Genomic DNA, 16,056 nt, shown 5'->3' with positions numbered 1-16,056 from the left:
CCGACAGCACGTCCTCGCCGGCCCGCACGCAGCCCTGCTCGATCTCCTCGCGGCTGCACCGGCACCCGCTCCCCTCGGTCACCACGCCCGGTGCGCGTCCTCCGGTTCGATGCGGTGCGCCGGGCCCCCGAGGCAGCTCAGTCGTCGGCTTCCGCGTCCTCTTCCTCGATGGCCGCGCGCACCACTCGGAAGGCCAGCCCCTCGGAGTAGCCGCGCCGGGCCAGCACGCCGACCAGCCGCCGCATCCGGGCCTGCGGCTCCAGCCCGCGGGTGCTGCGGAGCTTGCGGTCGACGAGGGCCCGGGCGGCCTCCGTCTCGTCGTCATAGTCGAGCTGGGCCACGGCCTGCTCGACCAGGTCGGCGGCCACGCCCTTGGTCCGCAGCTCCTGGGCGAGCGCCCGCCGCGACAGGCCCCGGACGGCGTGCCGGGACTCCACCCACGCCGCGGCGAAGGCCGCGTCGTCGATCAGCCCGACCTCTTCGAGCCGGGTGAGCACCTGGTCGGCGACGTCCTCCGGGATCTCCCGCTTGCGCAGGGCGTCGGCGAGCTGCTTGCGGCTCTTGGCGGTGCCGGTGAGCAGCCGCAGGCAGATGTCGCGGGCGCGGCTCTCGGGATCGGCGTGCTCCTCGGCCCGGGCCCGCTTCGGCTCGCGCGGCCGGGCCTGCTCGCCGTCCGGCTCGGCGTCCGGTTCCGTGCGTCGGCGCCCAGCCGACCGGCCACCCGCCCGGCCACCCGACCGTGCGCTCGTCCGCCCGCGCGGGGCGGAGGCGGCCGCACCCCCGTGACCGGCCGCCTCCCGGTAGTCCGCCGGTTCCGCGCGGTCCGCGTGCTCCCCGTACCCGTCGGCGTCCTCGGCCAGCGCCGAGCGACGGCGCCGACGGCCGGTGGGCAGCTCGGAGGCGGAGACCAGCCCGAGCCCGTCGGACAGCCCCTCCGCCGGACCCGGTCCGGGCGCCGCGCCGCGCACCGCCCGGACCGGCGCCCGGTCGAACTCCGGCTCCGCGCCGGATGCCCCTCGCGCCGCCGAACGCGGCTCCCGACGGCGCTGCGGCCGGACCGGGCCGGTCGCCGACGGCTCCGGACCCGGCTCCTCCGCCACGGCGGCGAACCAGTCCGGCGGCCCGTGGTCGTCGTCCGGCGACGCCGGGCCGGCGACGCCCACCTCGTCGTGCTGCATCAACGGCTCAGGCCTTGGCGGCCGCCGCCGTCTTCTTCGCCGCGGCCGTCTTGGCGGCGGTCGCGGTGATCGGCTTGGCGGCGCCGTCCGCGGCGGCGGTGTCGGCCGCGCCCTCGGCGGGCTCCTCGACCTTCGGGCCGATGCCGAGCTTGCCCTTGATCTTCCGCTCGATCTCGTCGGCGAGCTGCGGGTTGTCCCGCAGGAAGTTGCGGGCGTTCTCCTTGCCCTGGCCGAGCTGGTCGCCCTCGTAGGTGTACCAGGCGCCCGACTTGCGGATGAAGCCGTGCTCGACGCCCATGTCGATCAGGCCGCCCTCGCGGCTGATGCCGACGCCGTAGAGGATGTCGAACTCGGCCTGCTTGAACGGCGCGGCGACCTTGTTCTTGACCACCTTGACGCGGGTGCGGTTGCCCACCGCCTCGGTGCCGTCCTTCAGGGTCTCGATCCGGCGGATGTCGAGGCGGACGGAGGCGTAGAACTTCAGCGCGCGGCCACCGGTCGTGGTCTCCGGCGAGCCGAACATGACGCCGATCTTCTCGCGGAGCTGGTTGATGAACACGGCGGTGGTGTTCGACTGGTTCAGCGCACCGGCGATCTTGCGCAGCGCCTGGCTCATCAGACGGGCCTGCAGACCGACGTGCGAGTCGCCCATCTCGCCCTCGATCTCGGCGCGCGGGACGAGCGCGGCGACCGAGTCGATGATCACCAGGTCGATCGCGCCGGAGCGGATCAGCATGTCGGTGATCTCCAGAGCCTGCTCACCGGTGTCCGGCTGGCTGACCAGCAGGGCGTCGGTGTCCACGCCGAGCTTCTTGGCGTAATCCGGGTCGAGCGCGTGCTCCGCGTCGACGAACGCGACCGTGCCGCCGGCCCGCTGGGCGTTGGCCGCCAGGTGCAGCGTCAGGGTGGTCTTTCCGGAGGACTCGGGGCCGTAGATCTCGACCACCCGGCCTCGGGGGATGCCACCGACCCCGAGGGCGACGTCCAGGGCGGTGGACCCGGTGGAGATCACGTCGATCGGCTCGTTGGCCTTCTCGCCGAGGCGCATCACCGAGCCCTTGCCGAACTGTCGCTCGATCTGGGCGAGTGCGGTCTCTAGGGCCTTCTCGCGGTCCGTACCTGCCATGGCCTTTTCCTTCGGGTTCTGTGCTGTGCGCTTCATCGTCCTCGACGCTAGCGCGTCCCACTGACAAACGAGCCCGACCGGGCTCCGCCTGTGGAAAACTCCTCGCCGGAGAGTACAAAGAACATCTGTTCGATTCAAGCGTCGCACGCCACCAGGGGCGCGCGCCGAACCCCGCCCGCCCCTCCCGGCGCGGCCGGAACGGATCCGACCTCGTTCGATTCCGTTCGATTCCACGGGGCTCCGGGCGGGCCGGTCCGGCTCAGCCCGCCTCGTCCGACCCGCCGCCGACCATCCGCCGCAGCCGGCGCGCCGCCTCCCGGCGCAGCTCGCGCCGGGCCCGCCGCTGCTCGCCGCGGTCGATCCGCGGGTCGGTCGCCACCTCGTAGCGCCGCACGTACGTCCCGACGAAGCCCTGCAGCGTGGCCGCCGCCGGGATGGCGATCAGCGCGCCGACCGCCCCCAGCAACGCCGCGCCCGCGATCACCGCCCCGAACGCCACCGCCGGGTGCACGTCCACCGTCCTCGCGGTGATCCTCGGGTGCAGCAGGTAGTTCTCGACCTGCTGGTACACCACCGTGAACACCAGCACCCACAGCGCGTCCACCGGTTCCACGGTGAGCGCCACCAGCACCGGCAGCGCGCCCGCGAGGTACGTCCCGATGGTCGGCACGAACTGCGACATGACGCCGACCCAGATCGCCAGCGCGGCCGCGTACGGCAGGTCCAGCAGCGCGAACATCACCCAGTGCCCGGCGGCCGACACCACCGCGAGCAGCGCGCGCGAGTACAGGTACCCACCGGTCTTGGCGAGCGCGATCTCCCAGGCCCGCAGCACCTCGCCCTGCTTGGCGGGCGGCAGCAGCGAGCAGACCGTCCGCCGGACCCTCGGGCCCTCGGCGGTGAAGTAGAAGGTGAACAGTCCGACCGTGAAGGCCTGGAAGAGGCCGCCGATCACGGTGGAGGACAGGCCCCAGACGTTGTCGGCGGCCTGCTGGGCGTAACCCTCGATCGTGCCGGAGTCCTTGAGCAGCTTCTTCTGCAACTCGCCCAGCGAGACGTCCTGGTGGAACGTCCCGTTGAACCACGTGATCAGGTTGTCGACCAGGTGCGGCAGGTCCCCCGCGATCTTCGCGACCTGGTCCACCAGCAGCGTGCCGAGCGCCGCCAGGAACCCGAGGACGGCGACCGCGACCGCGACGAACACCAGGAACGTCCCGACGCCCCGACGCACCCCGCGGGCGGCCATCCGGTCGACGGCCGGCTCCAGCGCGAGCGACAGGAAGAAGGCCACCAGGAGCATCACGAAGAGGTCGATGAGCTGGCGGAACGCCCAGTCCGCGAGCTGGAACAGGCCGAGCAGGACGAACGCGAGCACCATCGCCCTGGGCAGCCAGCGCGGCATCCCGCCGCCCCAGAGCCCGCCGCCCCCGTCCGCCGCCTTGGCCGACGTCTCGGCCGGCACCTCGGCCGGCCTGTCCGAATTCTGGTGTTCTGTGTCACTTGTCACCGGGACAGTCTGTCCCATCGGCCCGGCGGCGGAGGCCGGTTCGGCGACATCCGGCCGTCGTCCGGGGGACGGCGGAGCCGCTCAGCGGAGCAGCGCGGAGACACCCTGGGTCTCGCAGACCGCCCGCCAGACGTCCTTGGCCTCCCAGCCCGCGTCCAGCGCCTGCCGGACCGTCCGGCCGCCGAGCTCGCTCATCACGTGGTCGGAGGCGAAGGACTCCGCGTACGTCTCCCCGAAGTGCTCGTACATCCGTCGCCAGAACTCCGTCAGCCTCATGCCGTCCAGTATCCCGGACCGGCCGCCGGAGCCCCCGGGCGCGTCAGCCCCGCCACCGCGCCCGCTCCAGGGCGTACTCGACCTCGCCGTGCTCGCTGCCGGGGATGGCCTCCGGGTGGTCCTCGTGGAAGGTCCGGACGTACGAGAGGCCGCTCTTCTCCATCACCCGCCGGGAGCCCGCGTTGACCGTCATCGTGTACGCCACCACCCGCTCCACGCCGAGTCCGGTGAAACCGCGGCGGACCAGCGCCCGCGCGCCCTCGGTCGCGTACCCGCGCCCCCAGGCGGCCCGGCGCAGCCGGTACCCGAGCTCGACCTCGCCGCGCTCGCCCGCCACCGTCGGCCGGAACTCGAACCAGCCCAGGAAGGCCCCGCCCGCCCGCTCCTCCGCAGCCCACCAGCCCAGGTCCCCGTAGCGCTCGTAGTGCGCGAGGTAGAGCGGCAGCAGCTCGCCCTCCACGACCTCCCGCGGCGTCGGCCGGCCGCCGGTGAGGTGGCGCATCACCTCGGGATCGCCGTCCAGCTCGACCAGGTGGTCCGTGTCCGCGGCGGTGAAGCGGCGCAGCACGAGCCGTTCGGTGGCGAGGAATGCGGTCATGCCCCGATCCTCGCCCGCCGGCGCTCGTCCGTCACCCGCTTTTCCGGGCCGCGACGGGCACCGCCCGGGCCGCGACGGGCGCCGCCCGGTCCGCGGGAGGAGCGCTACCGCGGCAGCGCCAGCAACCCCGCGCCGAAGTACTGCCGGTCCCCGCACGCGTACGGCCCCTGCGGGCAGGCGGCCGCGGCCGTGGTGGCCAGCAGGGCGGCGAGTCCGGCCGAGCCGTAGTCCGGGTGGAGCGCGGCGGCCACCGCGACCGCGCCCGTCACGTGCGCGGCCGCCATCGAGGTGCCGGCCAGCGCCGCGTACTGCCCGCCGGGCCAGTCGGAGACGATCGCGCCCTGCGGCCCGCCGTCCGGGTCCCCGCCGGGCGCGGCCAGCGAGACCCTGCCGCGCCCGTAGTTGGAGTACGCGGAGGGGCGGCCGTCCCGGTTGACGGCGGTGACGGTGACGACGCCGGGCAGCTCGCCGGGCAGCCTGACGCACTCGGTGCCCAGGTGGCGGGACTGCGCCGGGCCGGAGACCCGGTCGTTCGGACTGCGCTCGTCCGTCCTGGCCGCGCCGAGGTCCTGCCCGTCGTTGCCCGCCGAGGCGACGACGACGGCGCCCTTGCGCTGGGCGTAGGCCGCGGCCCGGCCGACGGCGGCGATCAGCGCGGCCTGGTCGCGGTCCTCCGGGCAGTTGTACTTCCACGGGTCGGCGAAGTAGCTGTTGTTGATCGCCCTGGCGCCGTGGTCGGCGGCCCACAGCATGCCGCAGACGATGTTCTCCGCGTAGTACTGGCCCAGCGGCCCGAGCAGCCGGACGGCGGCGATCCGCACGCCCGGCGCGACCCCGGTGACGCCCCGGCCGTCCCGGACGGCGCCGACGATCCCGGCGACGTGGGTGCCGTGCCCGCTCTCGCCGACCCCGGGGTCGGGCCGCCAGGAGCCGGTGCGCGGGTCCGGACGCCCGTCGGCGCACGAGGCGGAGGCCTTGGGGTCGACGGCGGTCCTGAGGTCGGGGTGGGTGTCGTCGACGCCGGAGTCGAGCACCGCGACGAGCACCTTGTGCAGCGCCTCCGGCGCCGGCCCGGCGGGCCCGGCCGGCGCGGCGGTCGCGTCGCCGCCCCCGGCGCCGGGGGCGCCGAGCATGGTGAGGTTCCAGCCGTCGTGCTCGGCGGGGTCGGGCACCGTGAGGGTGGTGTCCTCCTGCCGCTCGGACAGTTCTGCGGTGTCGGTCCCGCCGGAGCGCTCCGCCCCGCCCGACCGGTCCGCGCTGCTGCGCCCGGCGCGTTCGGTGCCGGCCGCGAAGTCCCCGGCGCCGTCCAGCGGGCGCGGCGGGCCGACCACCGGCGCGGTGCGGGTGGCCCCGACGGCGGCGATCCCGGGCCTGGCCCGCACCTCGTCCGCGAAGCCGCCGGGGGCGTACGCCAGTACGGCCCCGATCTGCGGGTACTCCTGGACCACCTGCCCGCCCGCCGCGCGGGCCTCGGCCCCGGCCAGGGCCGCGCCGGCGGCGTCGTCCCGTCCGGCCAGCACCAGGTAGCTGAGGTAGACCCGGCCGCTGCCGGACACGTACGGCACGGCGCCGCCGACCACGAGCGCGGTGAGCAGCATCGCCAGCAGGACCCGGACGGGCCCGCGGGCCCCGCGGCGGGGGGCGCGGACGGGACCTGTTCCGGACGGGTTCACCTGCGCCATCGCACGGTCTCCGCTCGTCGGTCCCGCGGGCGCGCGGGTGATCATGGGCTGGAATCATCACCATATGAGCGGATTGTCTTTTTTGCTCCTTTAACTACACCTCCTTTCGCTGGACCGCCCCACCGCACCGCCCCACCCACCCGGCGCTCCCCCGCCACCCGCCCGGTTGTCGGTCCCACCCGGCACCATGGGGGCATGGCGCCCCAGCAGCTGATCCCGCCGGCCGACCGGCCGGACGAACCGCAGGACGACCCGCTCGCCGGGTTCGCCCCCGCCACCCGGGCCTGGTTCACCGGCGCCTTCCCCGCGCCCACCACCGCCCAGGCCGAGGCCTGGCGCGCCATCGGACGGGGGACGGACGTCCTGGTGGTCGCCCCCACCGGCTCCGGCAAGACGCTCGCCGCGTTCCTCTCCGCCCTGGACCGGCTCAGCAGCACCCCGCCCCCGGCCGACACCAAGCGCCGCTGCCGGGTCCTGTACGTCTCGCCGCTCAAGGCCCTCGCCGTGGACGTCGAGCGCAACCTCCGCGCCCCGCTGACCGGGCTCCGCCAGGCCGCCGTCCGGCTCGGCGTGCCCGAACCTGACGTCCAGGTCGCCATCCGCTCCGGCGACACCCCCGCCGCCGACCGCCGCCGCTTCGCGACCCACCCGCCGGACATCCTGATCACCACCCCCGAGTCGCTCTTCCTGCTGCTCACCTCGGCCTCCCGGGAGGCGCTGCGCGGCATCGACACCGTGATCCTCGACGAGGTCCACGCGGTCGCCGGCACCAAGCGCGGCGCCCACCTCGCGCTCAGCCTGGAGCGCCTGGACGAGCTGCTGGACCGCCCGGCCCGCCGGATCGGCCTGTCCGCCACCGTGCGCCCGGTGGAGGAGGTGGCCCGCTTCCTCAGCCCGCAGCGCGGCGCCGCCGTCGTCCAGCCCGCCGCCGCCAAGGAGTTCGACCTCTCGGTCGTCGTGCCCGTCCCCGACCTGGACGACCTGCCCGCCGCCCCCGCCACCGGCGGCTCCTCCGACAGCGATCCACAGCGCCAGTCCTCGATCTGGCCGCACGTCGAGGAGCGGATCGTCGACCTCGTCCAGGCGCACCGCTCGACGATCGTCTTCGCCAACTCCCGCCGCCTCGCCGAGCGCCTGTGCAACCGGCTGAACGAGATCGCCCACGAGCGCGCCACCGGCGCCGCCGCCCCCGAGGCGCACGCCCCCGCCCAGCTGATGGGCGGCTCCGGCGCGGCCAGGGGCGTCCCGCCGGTCCTCGCCCGGGCCCACCACGGCTCGGTCTCCAAGGAGCAGCGGTCCCTGGTCGAGGAGGAGCTGAAGGCCGGCCGGCTGCCCGCCGTGGTCGCCACCTCCAGCCTGGAGCTGGGCATCGACATGGGCGCCGTCGAACTGGTCGTCCAGGTCGAGTCCCCGCCCTCGGTGGCCTCCGGCCTCCAGCGAGTCGGCCGGGCCGGCCACCAGGTCGGCGCCGTCTCCACCGGCGTCTTCTTCCCCAAGTACCGCGGGGACCTCGTCCAGTCCGCCGTGGTCACCGAACGCATGCGGGCCGGCCGGATCGAGGCCCTGCGCGTCCCGCGCAACCCGCTGGACGTCCTCGCCCAGCAGCTCGTCGCCATGACGGCGCTGGACACCTGGCCGGTGGACGACCTGCTCGCCGTGGTCCGCCGCGCCGCGCCGTTCGCCACCCTCCCGCAGTCCGCCTTCGACGCGGTGCTCGACATGCTCGCCGGCCGCTACCCCTCGGACGCCTTCGCCGAGCTGCGCCCCCGCCTGGTCTGGGACCGCGTCGCCGGCACCGTCACCGGCCGCCCCGGCGCCCAGCGCCTCGCCGTCACCTCCGGCGGCACCATCCCCGACCGCGGCCTGTTCGGCGTCTTCATCGCCGGGACGGACCCGAAGAAGGGCGGCGGCCGCGTCGGAGAGCTGGACGAGGAGATGGTCTACGAGTCCCGCGTGGGCGACGTCTTCACCCTCGGCACCACGTCCTGGCGGATCGAGGACATCACCCACGACAAGGTCCTCGTCACTCCCGCCCCCGGAATCCCCGGCCGGCTCCCGTTCTGGAAGGGCGACACCCTCGGCCGCCCGCTCGAACTCGGCCGCGCCCTCGGCGCGTTCACCCGCGAGCTGGGCGCACTCGCCCCCGCCGACGCCACCGAGCGCCTCAAGCGGGCCGGCCTCGACGACTGGGCCGCCGGGAACCTGCTCGACTACCTCGCCCAACAGCGCACCGCCTGCGGCCACCTCCCGGACGACCGCACGATCGTCGTCGAGCGCTTCCGCGACGAACTCGGCGACTGGCGGATCGTCATCCACTCCCCCTTCGGCGCCCAGGTGCACGCCCCCTGGGCCCTCGCCCTCGGCGCCCGGCTGCGCGAGAAGCACGGCCTCGACCCGCAGGTCATGCACGCCGACGACGGCATCGTGCTCCGCCTGCCCGACGCCGACCTGCTCGCCCCCGACTTCGACTTCGCCGGCCCGTCGCAGCGGTCCGCCCCGGACAGCGCCCCGGACGAGGCCCCGGTCGGCGCCGACGCCGCCCTCTTCGACCCCGGCGAGATCGAGCGGCTCGTCACCGACCAGGTCGGCGGCTCCGCCCTGTTCGCCTCCCGCTTCCGCGAGTGCGCCGGCCGCGCCCTGCTGCTCCCCCGGCGCAACCCCGGCCGCCGCACACCGCTCTGGCAGCAGCGCCAGCGCGCCGCCCAGCTCCTCGAAGTCGCCTCCGAGTACGGCTCGTTCCCGATCGTCCTGGAGGCCGTCCGGGAGTGCCTCCAGGACGTCTTCGACGTGCCCGGCCTGGTCGAGCTGATGGGCGACCTCGAATCCCGCGCCGTCCGCCTGGTCGAGGTCACCACCCCCGAGCCCTCCCCCTTCGCCCGCTCCCTGCTCTTCGGCTACGTCGCCCAGTTCCTCTACGAGGGCGACTCCCCGCTCGCCGAGCGCCGCGCCGCCGCCCTGTCGCTCGACTCCCGGCTGCTGTCCGAACTCCTCGGCCAGGCCGAACTGCGCGAACTGCTCGACCCGCAGGTGCTCGCCGAACTGGAGGCCGAGCTCCAGCGCCTCACCCCCGAGCGCCGGATCAAGGACGCCGAGGGCGTCGCCGACGCACTGCGCCTGCTCGGCCCGCTCGCCGAGGCGGAGCTCGCCGCCCGCGGCGCCGAGCCGCTCTGGGCCCTGGAGCTGGAGGCCGCCCGCCGGGTCATCCAGGTCCGGATCGCCGGCGAGCAGCGCTGGGCCGCCGTCGAGGACGCCGGACGGCTGCGCGACGCCCTCGGCACCCCCCTGCCCGTCGGCGTCCCCGAAGCCTTCACCGAACCGGTCAAGGACCCCCTGGGCGACCTCCTCGCCCGGCACGCCCGCACCCACGGCCCGTTCACCGCCGCCGAGGCCGCCGCCCGCCTCGGCCTCGGCACCGCCGTCGTCACCGGCGTCCTGCACCGCCTCACCGCCACCGGCCGCCTCGTCCAGGGCGAATTCAGGCCCGTCGAGGGCCACACCGCCACCGTCGAGTGGTGCGACGCCGAGGTCCTGCGCCGCCTGCGCCGCCGCTCCCTGGCCGCCCTGCGCCAGGAGGTCGAGCCCGTCCCGCCGCGCGCCCTGGCCGCCTTCCTCCCCCAGTGGCAGCACCTCGCCGGCCACCGGTTGCGCGGGCCGGACGGCCTGCTCCGGGTGGTCGAACAGCTCCAGGGCACCGCCCTGCCCGCCTCCGCCCTGGAGAAGCTGATCCTCCCGGCCCGCCTCGCCGACTACTCCCCCGGCCTGCTGGACGAACTGATGGCGGCCGGCGAGCTCGGCTGGTGCGGCGCCGGCGCCCTGCCCGGCAAGGACGGCTGGATCAGCCTCCACCTGGCCGAGAACGCCCACCTGCTGCGCCCCGAGCCCGTGCCGCCCGCCGTCACCCCGCTGCACGGCGCCCTGATGACCGCCCTCACCGGCGGCTACGGCCTGTTCTTCCGCCAGCTGGTCGAGCGGCTCCGCGCCGACGGCGACGAGACCCCCGAACCGGAGGTCGTCGAGGCCCTGTGGGACCTCGTCTGGGCCGGCTACGTCAGCAACGACACCCTCGCCCCGCTGCGCGCCCTGCTCGGCTCCGGCCGGACGGCGGGCACCACCGCCCACCGCGCCCCCAGGGCCACCCCGCGCGGCCGCTACGGCGGGGCCGGCCGCGCCTTCGGCCGGGCCGGCGGCGCGCTGCGCAGCGGCCCGCCGACGGTGGCCGGCCGCTGGTCGCTGCTGCCCGCCCCGGCCGCCGACCCCACGGTCCGGGCCACCGCCCAGGCCCAGGCCCTGCTGGACCGCCACGGCCTGCTGACCCGGGGCACGGTGGCGGCCGAGCGGGTCCCGGGCGGCTTCGCCGGGGTGTACCGGGTGCTCGCCGCGATGGAGGAGCGCGGGCGCACCCGCCGCGGCTACTTCGTCGAGGGCCTCGGCGGCGCCCAGTTCGCGATGGAGGGCGCGGCCGACCGGCTGCGGTCGGTCAACGGCCGGCTGGAGCGCACCCGGGCCACCGAATGGCCGGCCGGCCCCGCCGCCGAGCCGCCGCAGGTGCTGGTGCTCGCCGCCGCCGACCCGGCGAACGCCTACGGCGCCGCGCTGCCCTGGCCCGAGCCCCCGGCCGCCCCCGGCGCCAAGGAGGCCGGGGCGCACCGGCCCGGCCGCAAGGCGGGCGCCCTGGTGGTGCTGGTGGACGGCGAGCTCGCCCTCTACGTCGAACGCGGCGGCAAGTCCCTGCTGGCCTGGCCGGAGGACGGGGCCACCCGGGCGTCGGCGGCCGCCGCCCTGGCCGGTGCCGTCCGGGAGGGCGCGCTCGGCAGCGTCACGGTCGAACGGGCCAACGGCGAGCCCGCCCTCGGCTCGGAGCTCGGCGCGGCCCTGGAGGAGGCGGGCTTCCACGCCACTCCGCGCGGGCTGCGCCTGCGTCCGTGAACCCCGCGGGACCGGTGCCCGGGTACGCCGAAGGCCGCGGAGTCAACGACCCCGCGGCCTTCCCGCACACTTCTCACCCGATCGGGGGCGTCGGCGCCTCCGTTCGGCCCACGGCCCCGCGGGCCCCGCGGCGGACCGGTCCGGTCGCGCTCCGGTCGGCGTGGACCGGGATCAGACCGAGCCCCCAGCCGCCGGCCGCGAGCAGGCCGAGCACCGCGCCGTCGGCCAGCTGCCCCCGGACCACCAGGAGCCACCAGACCAGCCCGGCCGACAGGACCACCAGGACCCAGCGGGCCGGCCACGGCACCAGGCGCCGCAGCACCGGCCGTATTCGGGCCACCGCGTGCGCCGTCGCGTCTCTCCGCACGACCGCCCTCCTTCGCTCGCCCCGGGCCCTGCCCTGCGTCGAGCAGGCGTGCCGGGAGTCGAGGCCGGATCAGGCGGCGACCACGTCCATCGCGGCGGCCTTGGGCGACATGGTCGCCCGGTCGGCGCCGGGGGCGGGCAGCGGTACCGGTTCGAGCACCGGCCTCAGCAGATCACCTTCGGAGAGGGTGGCCATCGCCGCAAGTTCGGCGAGCGACAGTTCGTCGCTGACCTCGCGCATGACCTCGGACATCCGGACGTCGAGCGCGTCGCAGATGGCGGAGAGCAGCTCGGACGAGGCCTCCTTCTGTCCCCGCTCGACCTCGGAGAGGTAACCGAGCGAAACCCTGGCGGCCGCCGACACCTCGCGGAGTGTGCGGCCCTGGCGCTGGCGCTGCCGACGCAGTACATCGCCCAGTAGGCGACGGAGCAGGATCATCGGTGCCTCCCTCCTCGGACTGCGGATCGAGATGTCACGCCCCCACCGTACCGCCTTGCCCGCTTCGCGTGCGGGGACCCTGGTCGTGTTCACTCTGGGCTGCAAGGCTGTCCCCCTCCTCGTTCCGGTGTCGTACCCGGGTCCGCGGGCCCCTCGTGGTACCCCTCGCGGGCCGCCCGGCCACCGTCACGCAACTCGTTCTCCACCTGGTTTCTGCCCAACCAGGCTGTCGGATGTAACACGATCCTGCGGCTCCACCGTCCCCGCACGCGACTTCGGGCGGATCCCGGTCGGCAGGGATCGGGACGGACGGGGTCCTGGGCCGTGCCTTCGGCTCAGGCCGGCAGCCGACCGGCGAGCAGCTCCAGCGCGGCGGTCACGGCCCCGTGACGGATTGTGGCACGCCCCCCGGACAGCCGGGGCGAACTGACCAGAGTTCCCCCCGGACCGGCGAGCGCCAGGTGTACGGTGCCCACCGGCTGCCCGTCCTGCGGCTCCGGCCCGGCCACCCCGGTCGTCGCGAGCCCGTACGTCGCCCCCAGCAACCGCCGGACGCCCTCGGCCATCTGCCGGGCCACCACCGGGTGCACCGGCCCGTGGACGTCGAGCAGGCCCTCGTCCACCCCGAGCACCGAGGCCTTCAGCTCGGTCGCGTACGCCGTCACCGATCCCCGGAAGGTCGCGGACGCCCCGGGGACGTCGACCAGCGCGGCCGCCAGCAGCCCGCCGGTCAGCGACTCGGCGACGGCCACCGTGCTGCCCCCGCCGCGCAGCGCCGCGTGCACCCGCTCGGCCAGCGCGTAGTCCGCGGTCGTGTGCTCCGCAGTCCCGTGGTGCGTCACCAGGCCCCCCTCGTTCACCGGTCCGCGCGCTCCGCGGCCATTCCCTCGCGGCGCAGGCGCAGCGCCTGCCCGATGTAGTCCAGCGCGGTGCCGACGGTCAGCAGCACCGCCAGGCCCATCAGCACGGCCCGCGCGGTGGCGAGCCACCCGGTCAGCTCCAGCACGTACATGCCGACCGCGATGCCCTGGGCCAGGGTCTTGAGCTTGCCGCCCCGGCTGGCCGGGATGACGCCGTAGCGGATCACCCAGAAGCGCATCAGCGTGATGCCGAGCTCGCGGGCGAGGATCACCGCGGTGACCCACCAGGGCAGGTCGCCGAGGACCGACAGGCCGATCAGCGCCGAGCCCATGATCGCCTTGTCGGCGATCGGGTCGGCGATCTTGCCGAAGTCGGTGACCAGGCCCTTGCGCCGGGCGATCTCGCCGTCGAACAGGTCGGTGATCATCGCGATGGCGAAGGAGGCCCAGGCCACCGAGCGCCACTTGGGGTCGTGCCCGCCGTCGGCGAACAGCAGCGCCACGAAGACCGGCACCAGCAGCAGCCGGAGCATCGTGAGCATGTTGGCGATGTTCCAGACGGCCGGCGCCGGCGGCAGCGCGGCGGCCGGTCTGTCCGGATGGGCCGCGGGCGGGGCGCCGGGCCCCTTGGTCATTCCCCGGCTCCCGGGGCCTGCCGGACCCGCACCGGCTCCAGGGCCTCGGCGATCAGGTCGACGCCCTCGCTGGCCACCACCCTGGCCCGCCAGAACTGGCCGACCCGCGGGTCCTCGACGCCGGTGAGGGTGGTCAGACCGTCCGTCTCGGGGGCCTGGTGGGCGGCGCGGCCCTCGACCACGTCCTCCTCGACCGACTCGATCAGGACCTCGACCTCGGTACCGATCCGCTGCTCGGCGCGCTGCGCGGTCATCTCCTCGGCGAGCCGGCTGAGCCGGTCCAGCCGGTCGGCGATCACGTCCTCGGCGAGCTTGCCGTCGTAGGTCGCGGCCTCCGTGCCGTCCTCGTCCGAGTAGCCGAAGACGCCGATCGCGTCGAGCCCGGCGTGCGTGACGAAGCGCTCCAGCTCGGCGAAGTCCTCCTCGGTCTCACCGGGGAAGCCGACGATGAAGTTGGAGCGGGCGCCGGCCTGCGGGGCCTTGTCCCGGATGGTCTTCAGCAGCTCCAGGAACTGGTCGGTGGAGCCGAAGCGGCGCATCCGGCGCAGGACCGCCGGCGCCGAGTGCTGGAAGGACAGGTCGAAGTAGGGCAGGACGTCGGCGGTGCCGGTCATCGCGTCGATCAGGCCGGGGCGCATCTCGGCGGGCTGCAGGTAGGACACCCGGACGCGCTCGACGCCGTCGATCTCCGCGATCTCGCCGAGCAGCGTCTCCAGCAGGCGGATGTCGCCGAGGTCCTTGCCGTACGAGGTGTTGTTCTCGCTGACCAGGACGACCTCGCGGACGCCCTGCTCGGCCAGCCACTTGGCCTCGTTCAGGACGTCGGAGGGGCGGCGGGAGATGAACGATCCGCGGAAGGCCGGGATGGCGCAGAAGGAGCAGCGGCGGTCGCAGCCGGAGGCGAGCTTGACCGAGGCGACCGGGCTGTCGTCCAGCCGCTTGCGCAGGGTGCGCGGGCCGGAGGCGGGCGCGAGGCCCTCGGGCAGGTCGTCGATCGGCTCGGCCGGGGTCTCGGCGGGCCCGTGGCCGGGCAGCGCGACGGTCTCGGCGGCGGACTGCCGCTCGGCCGGGCTGATCGGCAGCAGCTTGCGGCGGTCGCGCGGCAGGTGCGGGGCGTGGTGGCCGCCGGAGAGGATGGTCTGGAGGCGGTCGGAGATGTCGGCGTAGTCGTCGAAGCCGAGGACCCCGTCGGCCTCGGGCAGCGCGTCGGCGAGCTCCTTGCCGTAGCGCTCGGCCATGCAGCCGACCGCGACGACGGCCTGGGTGCGGCCGTGCCCCTTGAGGTCGTTGGCCTCCAGCAGGGCGTCGACGGAGTCCTTCTTGGCGGCCTCGACGAAGCCGCAGGTGTTGACGACGGCCACGTCGGCTTCGGCGGCGTCGTCGACCAGCGACCAGCCGTCGGCCTCCAGTCGCCCGGCGAGTTCCTCGGAGTCCACCTCGTTGCGGGCGCATCCGAGCGTGACAAGGGCGACAGTACGGCGTTCAGGCATAGGCCCAAGATTAACGCGCGGCTCCCGGTGCCGTTCGCCCCGGAGGCCGCGCGCCTCGATAACACGATCTTCTGCGGGCCCCGCCCGGTGCCGGTGGTCAGCCCGCCTGCGGGTCTCCGGGGGTGTACGTGACGTGCACCACCTGCCCGTCCTTGCCGAGCAGACCGAGGTCCTTGCCGTTGACGTACGCGTGCACGGCCCCGCCGTTGCCGAGCACCAGCTTGATCTGCTTGGGGTCGGTGAAGGTCTGGTCCTGGCCGTCGCTGATGTTGTTCTGGAACAGCGACTTGCCGTTCCCGTCTATGGCCGAGACCCAGCTGGTGCCCTCGGCGACCAGCTTCACGGTGACCTTGTCGGCCGGGACGGCCGCGATCGCCGCTGCGCTCGGCGCGGGGGCCGGGGGCTGCACGGAGGGCGAGGGCGCGGGGGCGATCGAGCCGGTGCCGGTGCCGCTGGGCAGCGGCGCGCTGGCCGAGCCGGTGCCGGTGTGGCCGCCCTTGCCGCTCACCAGGTTGAAGCCGATCAGGGCGACCACCGCGACGATCGCGGCGACCATGGCGGCGGTCCAGTTCGGCCGGCCGCGGGAGGGCACCTTGATCGGGCCGCTCTCGATCAGCTGGGTGGGCCGCTTGGAGGCCGGTGAGCCGCCGTGCGCGGCGTCGTAGCGGGCCACCAGGGCCTCGCCGTCCACGCCGACCTCGCGGGCGATCGCACGGATGTGCCCGCGGGCGTAGAAGTCGCCGCCGCAGCGGCCGAAATCGTCCTCCTCGATGGCATGCACGATCGGCACCCGGACGCGGGTCGCCGTACTCACCTGATCCACCGTGAGTCCGGCCTCCAGCCGGGCGGCGGACAGCACCCGGCCGATGCTCGGGGCATCGGCCGCCTGGACCGCGTCGCTCGGCTCTGCGGACGACGGGGCGTTCTCGCGGTCGGGGGACTTGCCGATGGTCACGGGGCACGCCTTTCGAGC

13 protein-coding genes are annotated in these 16,056 nt (G+C 75.1%); 1 reads left to right on the top strand and 12 read right to left on the bottom strand.

Annotated elements, in window-relative coordinates; translation table 11 throughout:
* Positions 1–137: 137 nt before the first annotated feature.
* The 6 genes from ACFVSN_RS35090 to ACFVSN_RS35065 all read right to left on the bottom strand — a co-directional run bounded on the left by ACFVSN_RS35090 (position 138) and on the right by ACFVSN_RS35065 (position 6,367).
* A complete protein-coding gene (locus ACFVSN_RS35090) occupies positions 138–1,178 on the bottom strand; it encodes a RecX family transcriptional regulator (protein ID WP_387591420.1) in 1,041 nt (346 codons plus the stop codon).
* A 7-nt stretch (positions 1,179–1,185) separates the two neighbouring features.
* Positions 1,186–2,304 (bottom strand): recombinase RecA, encoded by a 1,119-nt coding sequence (recA, locus tag ACFVSN_RS35085; RefSeq protein ID WP_380498310.1) that lies wholly within the window; start codon positions 2,302–2,304, stop codon positions 1,186–1,188.
* Between the two features lie 259 nt (positions 2,305–2,563).
* Positions 2,564–3,829, bottom strand: a complete 1,266-nt coding sequence (locus ACFVSN_RS35080; RefSeq protein ID WP_387957529.1) for an AI-2E family transporter — start codon at positions 3,827–3,829, stop codon at positions 2,564–2,566.
* Positions 3,830–3,892: 63 nt separating this feature from the next.
* Positions 3,893–4,087: a DUF3046 domain-containing protein gene (locus tag ACFVSN_RS35075; protein ID WP_359964912.1), complete on the bottom strand. Its 195-nt coding sequence runs from the start codon at positions 4,085–4,087 to the stop codon at positions 3,893–3,895.
* A gap of 43 nt (positions 4,088–4,130) precedes the next feature.
* Positions 4,131–4,685, bottom strand: coding sequence for a GNAT family N-acetyltransferase (locus tag ACFVSN_RS35070; RefSeq protein ID WP_380445391.1), 555 nt, complete (start codon positions 4,683–4,685; stop codon positions 4,131–4,133).
* A gap of 104 nt (positions 4,686–4,789) precedes the next feature.
* Complete coding sequence (locus ACFVSN_RS35065) at positions 4,790–6,367, bottom strand: S8 family serine peptidase (RefSeq protein ID WP_387957527.1); 1,578 nt, start codon at positions 6,365–6,367, stop codon at positions 4,790–4,792.
* A 195-nt stretch (positions 6,368–6,562) separates the two neighbouring features.
* Here ACFVSN_RS35065 and ACFVSN_RS35060 point away from each other — a divergent pair, with 195 nt between their 5' ends.
* On the top strand, positions 6,563–11,293 hold the full coding sequence (locus ACFVSN_RS35060) for an ATP-dependent helicase (protein ID WP_387957525.1): 4,731 nt from the start codon (positions 6,563–6,565) through the stop codon (positions 11,291–11,293).
* 73 nt (positions 11,294–11,366) lie between these two features.
* Here the strand turns inward: ACFVSN_RS35060 and ACFVSN_RS35055 are convergent, their stop codons facing one another.
* The 6 genes from ACFVSN_RS35055 to ACFVSN_RS35030 all read right to left on the bottom strand — a co-directional run bounded on the left by ACFVSN_RS35055 (position 11,367) and on the right by ACFVSN_RS35030 (position 16,038).
* Entirely contained in the window at positions 11,367–11,660 is a 294-nt protein-coding gene (locus ACFVSN_RS35055) for a hypothetical protein (protein ID WP_387957523.1), read from the bottom strand.
* A gap of 69 nt (positions 11,661–11,729) precedes the next feature.
* Positions 11,730–12,098: a helix-turn-helix transcriptional regulator gene (locus ACFVSN_RS35050; protein ID WP_359964922.1), complete on the bottom strand. Its 369-nt coding sequence runs from the start codon at positions 12,096–12,098 to the stop codon at positions 11,730–11,732.
* A gap of 335 nt (positions 12,099–12,433) precedes the next feature.
* Positions 12,434–12,940, bottom strand: a complete 507-nt coding sequence (locus ACFVSN_RS35045) for a CinA family protein (RefSeq protein ID WP_380445387.1) — start codon at positions 12,938–12,940, stop codon at positions 12,434–12,436.
* 14 nt (positions 12,941–12,954) lie between these two features.
* Positions 12,955–13,593, bottom strand: a complete 639-nt coding sequence (pgsA, locus tag ACFVSN_RS35040; protein ID WP_380445386.1) for a CDP-diacylglycerol--glycerol-3-phosphate 3-phosphatidyltransferase — start codon at positions 13,591–13,593, stop codon at positions 12,955–12,957.
* Positions 13,590–15,083 (bottom strand): 30S ribosomal protein S12 methylthiotransferase RimO, encoded by a 1,494-nt coding sequence (rimO, locus tag ACFVSN_RS35035; RefSeq protein ID WP_380445385.1) that lies wholly within the window; start codon positions 15,081–15,083, stop codon positions 13,590–13,592. Before rimO ends, pgsA begins: the two co-directional genes overlap by 4 nt.
* A 97-nt stretch (positions 15,084–15,180) precedes the next feature.
* Positions 15,181–16,038, bottom strand: coding sequence for a RodZ domain-containing protein (locus ACFVSN_RS35030; protein ID WP_329924323.1), 858 nt, complete (start codon positions 16,036–16,038; stop codon positions 15,181–15,183).
* Between the last annotated feature and the right edge of the window lie 18 nt (positions 16,039–16,056).

It is taken from the genome of Kitasatospora sp. NPDC057904 (assembly GCF_042887925.1).
Taxonomy (GTDB): domain Bacteria; phylum Actinomycetota; class Actinomycetes; order Streptomycetales; family Streptomycetaceae; genus Kitasatospora.
Note: the sequence above shows the minus strand (reverse complement) of the source record. Positions and strands in the feature narration are given on the sequence as shown.

Bases quoted from the DNA above. Each gene is read 5' to 3' on its own strand.
- ACFVSN_RS35090 (WP_387591420.1), bottom strand. From the start codon at position 1,178: ATGCAGCACGACGAGGTGGGCGTCGCCGGCCCGGCGTCGCCGGACGAC.
- recA (WP_380498310.1), bottom strand. From the start codon at position 2,304: ATGGCAGGTACGGACCGCGAGAAGGCCCTAGAGACCGCACTCGCCCAG.
- ACFVSN_RS35080 (WP_387957529.1), bottom strand. From the start codon at position 3,829: ATGGGACAGACTGTCCCGGTGACAAGTGACACAGAACACCAGAATTCG.
- ACFVSN_RS35075 (WP_359964912.1), bottom strand. From the start codon at position 4,087: ATGAGGCTGACGGAGTTCTGGCGACGGATGTACGAGCACTTCGGGGAG.
- ACFVSN_RS35070 (WP_380445391.1), bottom strand. From the start codon at position 4,685: ATGACCGCATTCCTCGCCACCGAACGGCTCGTGCTGCGCCGCTTCACC.
- ACFVSN_RS35065 (WP_387957527.1), bottom strand. From the start codon at position 6,367: ATGGCGCAGGTGAACCCGTCCGGAACAGGTCCCGTCCGCGCCCCCCGC.
- ACFVSN_RS35060 (WP_387957525.1), top strand. From the start codon at position 6,563: ATGGCGCCCCAGCAGCTGATCCCGCCGGCCGACCGGCCGGACGAACCG.
- ACFVSN_RS35050 (WP_359964922.1), bottom strand. From the start codon at position 12,098: ATGATCCTGCTCCGTCGCCTACTGGGCGATGTACTGCGTCGGCAGCGC.
- pgsA (WP_380445386.1), bottom strand. From the start codon at position 13,593: ATGACCAAGGGGCCCGGCGCCCCGCCCGCGGCCCATCCGGACAGACCG.
- rimO (WP_380445385.1), bottom strand. From the start codon at position 15,083: ATGCCTGAACGCCGTACTGTCGCCCTTGTCACGCTCGGATGCGCCCGC.